At 65.5% G+C, this 4,720-nt stretch carries 4 protein-coding genes and 2 pseudogenes; 3 read left to right on the top strand and 3 right to left on the bottom strand.

Annotated features, from left to right (window positions below; translation table 11 throughout):
• Positions 1-716, top strand: a 716-nt coding sequence (locus A5652_RS20105) for an acyl-CoA dehydrogenase family protein (protein ID WP_067355569.1), incomplete at its 5' end; no start/stop codon positions are given.
• Positions 700-1,887, top strand: coding sequence for an acyl-CoA dehydrogenase family protein (locus A5652_RS20100; RefSeq protein ID WP_067355566.1), 1,188 nt, complete (start codon positions 700-702; stop codon positions 1,885-1,887). The genes A5652_RS20105 and A5652_RS20100, both read left to right, overlap by 17 nt.
• Positions 1,888-1,892: 5 nt before the next feature.
• Here A5652_RS20100 and A5652_RS20095 read toward each other — a convergent pair whose 3' ends face one another.
• The 3 genes and pseudogenes from A5652_RS20095 to A5652_RS20085 form a co-directional block, all read right to left on the bottom strand.
• Positions 1,893-3,275 carry an alpha/beta hydrolase family protein gene (locus A5652_RS20095; protein WP_067355562.1) on the bottom strand — a complete coding sequence of 461 codons (1,383 nt, stop codon included), beginning with the start codon at positions 3,273-3,275 and terminating at the stop codon, positions 1,893-1,895.
• A 205-nt stretch (positions 3,276-3,480) separates the two neighbouring features.
• Positions 3,481-4,050, bottom strand: a complete 570-nt coding sequence (locus A5652_RS20090) for a hypothetical protein (protein WP_067355557.1) — start codon at positions 4,048-4,050, stop codon at positions 3,481-3,483.
• Positions 4,047-4,496, bottom strand: a pseudogene (locus A5652_RS20085) (hypothetical protein); the annotation flags it as partial. The gene A5652_RS20090 and the pseudogene A5652_RS20085, both read right to left, overlap by 4 nt.
• A gap of 14 nt (positions 4,497-4,510) precedes the next feature.
• Here A5652_RS20085 and A5652_RS20080 point away from each other — a divergent pair.
• A pseudogene (locus A5652_RS20080) lies at positions 4,511-4,720 on the top strand (hypothetical protein); the annotation flags it as partial.

Here is a 4,720-nt window from a genome sequence, read left to right as displayed (position 1 = left end):
ACCCACACCTGTCGGGCACCGCGGTCTACGGCGGCGTCGCAGCGCACCGCGACGCCGAGGGCTGGGTGCTGGACGGCACGGCGCGTCATGTGCTCGACGGTGATCGCGCGGATCGCCTGGCGGTGGTGACCGATGCGGGGGTGTTCCTTGTCGAGTCCAGTCAGGTGGCGGCTCGGCGTTCGGCCGTGTTCGACCCGGTCCTGCACGTCGCCGACCTGTCGTTCGCGGAGGTTCGTGTGCCCGAAAGCGATCGGCTGACGGTCGACGCCGAGCGTGCCCGCCATCTCGCGCTGACCGGCATGGCGATCACCATGGTCGGTGCCTGCCAACGCATTCTCGATCTGGTGCTCGAGCACGTCAGCAGCCGACAGCAGTTCGGCGTGGCGATCGGCTCCTTCCAGGCCGTCCAGCACAAGGCCGCCGACATGCACGTCGCCATCCAACGGGCGCGGGCGCTTGCGTACTTCGCCGCGTTGACGATCGCGGCCGACGATCCCCGCCGCCGGCTGGCGGCCGCGATGGCCAAGGCATCGGCGGGGGAGTGCCAGTCGCTGGTGTTCCGGCACGGCCTACAACTGCATGGCGCAATGGGATTCACGTGGGAGAACGACCTGCAGTTCGCGCTGAAGCGGGCCAAAGCGGGTGAGCTGATGCTCGGCGGCGCGGCGGAGCACCGGGCGCGGATCGCGGAGGAATACCGTGCAGCTGACTTTTGATACCGACGTCGAGGAGTTCCGCGCGGAGTTCTCGGCGTTCCTCGACGAAAATCTGCCTCCCGCAAGCGAAACGCTCGAGCGTCCCCGGTCGGTCTCACACATGCCGCAGTGGGCGCGCGACTGGCAGCGCCTGTTGTTCGACAACGGCTGGTTGCTGCCCAGCCAGCCGCCGGAATTCGGTGGTCGTAACGCGTCGGTCATCCAGCAGTTCGTCTACCTGGAGGAGCTCAGCCGCCGCCGGATCTACCACAGCTTCAACCCGCAGGGCGTGAACATCGTTGGGGCGTCGCTGTTGTCGTTCGGCAGCGACGAGCAGAAGCGGCGCTGGGCGGTACCGATCCTGCGGGCCGAGATCACCGCGTCGCTCGGTATGAGCGAACCCAGTGCCGGCTCCGACTTGGCCTCGTTACGCACTCGCGCGGTACGCACATCTGATTCAGAAGGCGAGTGCTTCCTGGTCAATGGCCAGAAGGTGTGGACCTCGGGCGCCCACGATGCCGACGTCTTATTGACGTTCGTCCGTACCAACCCAGATGTGCCGAAGCACAAGGGAATCAGCGCACTCATCATCCGCACCGACACGCCCGGCCTGGTGCGCCGTCCGTTCCCGTCGATCTGCGGTGCCGAGGATCTGGATTTCAACGAGGTGTTCTTCACCGACGTGCGGGTGCCGGCCGAAAACCTGGTCGGCGAGCTCGACCAGGGTTGGCGGGTGGCCAACGGATCGCTGGGGCACGAACGCACCATGATGTGGCTGGGTTTCGCCGATCGCCTCGAGAACATGATCGACGACTTCAACCCCAGCACCGAGGTTGAGCGCGACCAGTACGCGACCACGATCATGGACAGGCAGGCGCTTCGCTTGTTGGGCTCCGCGGCCCTGGCCCGCGCCGCGCGCGGCGAAGATGACGTGGCCGCGATCTCGGTGCTCAAGCTGCTCGGTTCCGAAGCGGAGTTGCGTGGGATGGAACTGGCGTTGACGTCCGCGGGATCCGATGGCCTTGTGCATCCCGGACTGACGGGGCCGTACGCGCACATGAACCTCGACCACTACTTCGCAAGCTGGTTCGAGCGCTACGCCCGGAGCTTCTCCGGGACCATCGCCGGCGGCACCTCCGAAATCCAGCGCAACATCATCGCCCAGCGGGTGCTCGGCTTGCCGCGCGGCTAGCACAGTCAAAGCGCTTGCTGAGAGGCATTGCCGGGCAATGCGATCCGGTCCACGCCCGGGGTGTGCAGCTGGCCGGCCAACCACGGCAACGCGGTGGCAAACACCGTGCCGGCGGTCGGCCAATCGTGCTTTCCGGGCTGGGCGATCACCGCGCAATCGATGCCGTTCGCCCTGCCGAGCTGGCACAAGGAAGCGGCAGCGGCAGGCTGGTTACCCGGGTCGGCGTCGGCGGCGCGGCCGGCGATGGCCATCGCGGCGGCATCGACGGTCGTGATGTCGCGACGCGGTGAGCCACCCGACGAGATGGCGAACCAACCGGACACGCCGGTGTAGCGGCCATGCCGCTTGATAACTGTGGTCGGATCGAATGCCGCCCACGCGTCGGCATCGCCGTTGAACAAAGTGGCGACGGTTTGCGCCTTGTTCCCGGTGTTGGGGCTCAAGTCGCCCTCGATGTCGACGAACGAGCTGAACATGTCGGGGTGCATGACGCTCAGATCCACCGCGGTAGTCCCGCCCATCGACCAGCCGACGACGCCCCAGTGGGACGGGTCGGGGCTTACCCCGAAGGCCGAAACCATGTAAGGGACAACGTCTTTGGTCAAGTGGTCGGCGGCGTTGCCGCGGACACCGTTGACACCTTCGGTGTCGTTGTCGAACGCGCCGCTCGGGTCCACGAACACCAGCACCGGTGCGTTGCCGCCATGGGTGGCCGCGAAGGCATCGGCTGTGTCCACCGCATTGCCGGCGCGCACCCAGTCGGCGGGCGTGTTGACCATGCCGCCGATCATCATCACCGTCGGCAGCTGCGGGGGCGGGTAGCTGGCAAACCATGCCGGCGGCAGGTAGACCAGTTCCTCGCGGTGCTTGAAATGCGATGCGTCGTCGGGGATCACAACGGGCACCAGGCTGCCGTGCGGCGGCTTCGAGCCCTTCGCCGCCAGCGTGGTGACGGTAGCCTTGTCAGCCTGGTTGGGCAGCGGAACCGAGGTGAACTGATCCCACGCGCTCTGCATGGTTTGGAAGTAGCCGACCCATTGGTTGAGCGCGAGCAGCGAGCAGAGCAGGCACAGCGGCACCGCCAGGATCGATAGTCCACGCCGCCACCACCGCCCACCACGCCAGCCCAGGATCAGCACCGCCATCGCCATTCCGACCAGCCCGATCCACACGTACAGCGCATCCGGTGCCGACTTGCTGGCACCGTCGGCGATGAAGGAATGCGCCCCGAGGGCCGTCATGACACCGATGACGGCGGCGGCGGGCAGCCACAGCAAACGCCAACGACGCGAGCGCCACCCGGCGGCGAGCCCCAGCGTGATCGACGTGACGATCTGAGCCGTGATGGGCGCCCAACCGTGGACCAGAGATATGCCCAGTAGCGACATGCGATCCTCCTCTCAGCTGTACGAGGAGAGGATCGAATGGCGGCCTCGGCGAATCCTTGGTGGATTCTTGGGACGGCCTCGGCGCTAAGGGAGTGTTCCGACGTCGAGTGTCAAGCCAGCTTCACACTCGGCTTCGAACGTGCGAGTAATTTCACGGTCGGCGGGGCACCGCGGGAGTTGGCGTCGCTCTAGACGCTCACTGAGCCTAGACCGGGTCGAATTTGGTGATCAGCCAGGCGCCGTTGACGCGGGTCAAGCTCACCAGCACGCTGCTGGAGGCCATCGCAGGGTCGGGGTTGTCCTTGCTCGTGGTGCTCTGGTCGACCAGCACCAGCACGACGGCCGAATTCGGATGCAATTCCTGAACCGCGGACCCCAACACCCGAGCGTTGGTTTTCAGTGACTTCTGTTTGGCTGCCGGAGCCACGATCTGCTCGGTGAACTGGTTGTAGTACGACAAGAAGTCCCCGGACAGGTGAGACTTCGCGGCGGCGAAGTCTTTGTCGAGAGATTCGGGCGAGTAGGACAGCAACGCGACCGTTCCGTCGGACGCCGCGTTGGCGACCGCGCTCGCGACGCCGGCGTCGGTCTGTTTATCGGGCCGGTATTGCTTGAAGTACAGCCACGTCGCCGCGCCACCGGAAAGCAGCAGCAGCACAAGAAGAATCACGGGAACGACTTTCACCTTGCGACGCTTGCGCGGTGCACTAGGTCCGCGGTCGGTTTGTTCGGTAGAGCCTTCGGCGGTCTCGATGCTGGGCGTGTCATCGCTCATGGAATGAACTCCACGTTGGACATCTTGTATTGCCCGCCGTCGTCTTTGACGGTCACCTTGAGCCGCCAATTGCGTGGTTCGTCTTTGGCGCCAGCGGCGTTGGTGATGTGCGATGTCGCCGCGACGAGAACCAACGCAAAATCCCCGTTGATGGATTGCACGGCCGCCGCTTTCACGGTTCCCTGGGTGACCACTTTGGACTGCTCGACGACGGTCGTGAAATCTTTTGCACGCGCTTGGAAGTCGTCGTGGAACTGGCCGGTCGAGCTGTCGATCACCCGCTGGACGTCCTCCTTGGCCTTATTGAAGTCCATGGAAGTCAGGTTGACGACCCCTTGTCTGGCTCCCGCGATGAAGTTCGCGGCGCGCTGCTTGCGCTCGTCGGTTTCATGGCGTTGCCATACCATGTATCCGCTGGCCACGACGAAGGCGCAGATGAGGGCGATGGGGAGTCAGCACGATGCCTGAGGCGAAGAAGCCGCCACAAGATTCGGCCACCTCGAAAGCCGACGCCAAGGCTTTGCTCGAGGAAGCCGAGGCTGAGGCCGCGGAAGCCGAGGCGCTGGCGGCCGCGGCGCGCGCTCGCGGCGGCACGTACATCATCTGTCGACCGCATTGGCGCGAGCGCCGCTTCGGTCACATCGTCAACGTGCTGTCGCGGCGTCCCACC

Origin of the sequence: Mycobacterium sp. 1165178.9 (assembly GCF_001673555.1) — a bacterium.
Lineage (GTDB): Bacteria > Actinomycetota > Actinomycetes > Mycobacteriales > Mycobacteriaceae > Mycobacterium.
Note: the sequence above shows the minus strand (reverse complement) of the source record. Positions and strands in the feature narration are given on the sequence as shown.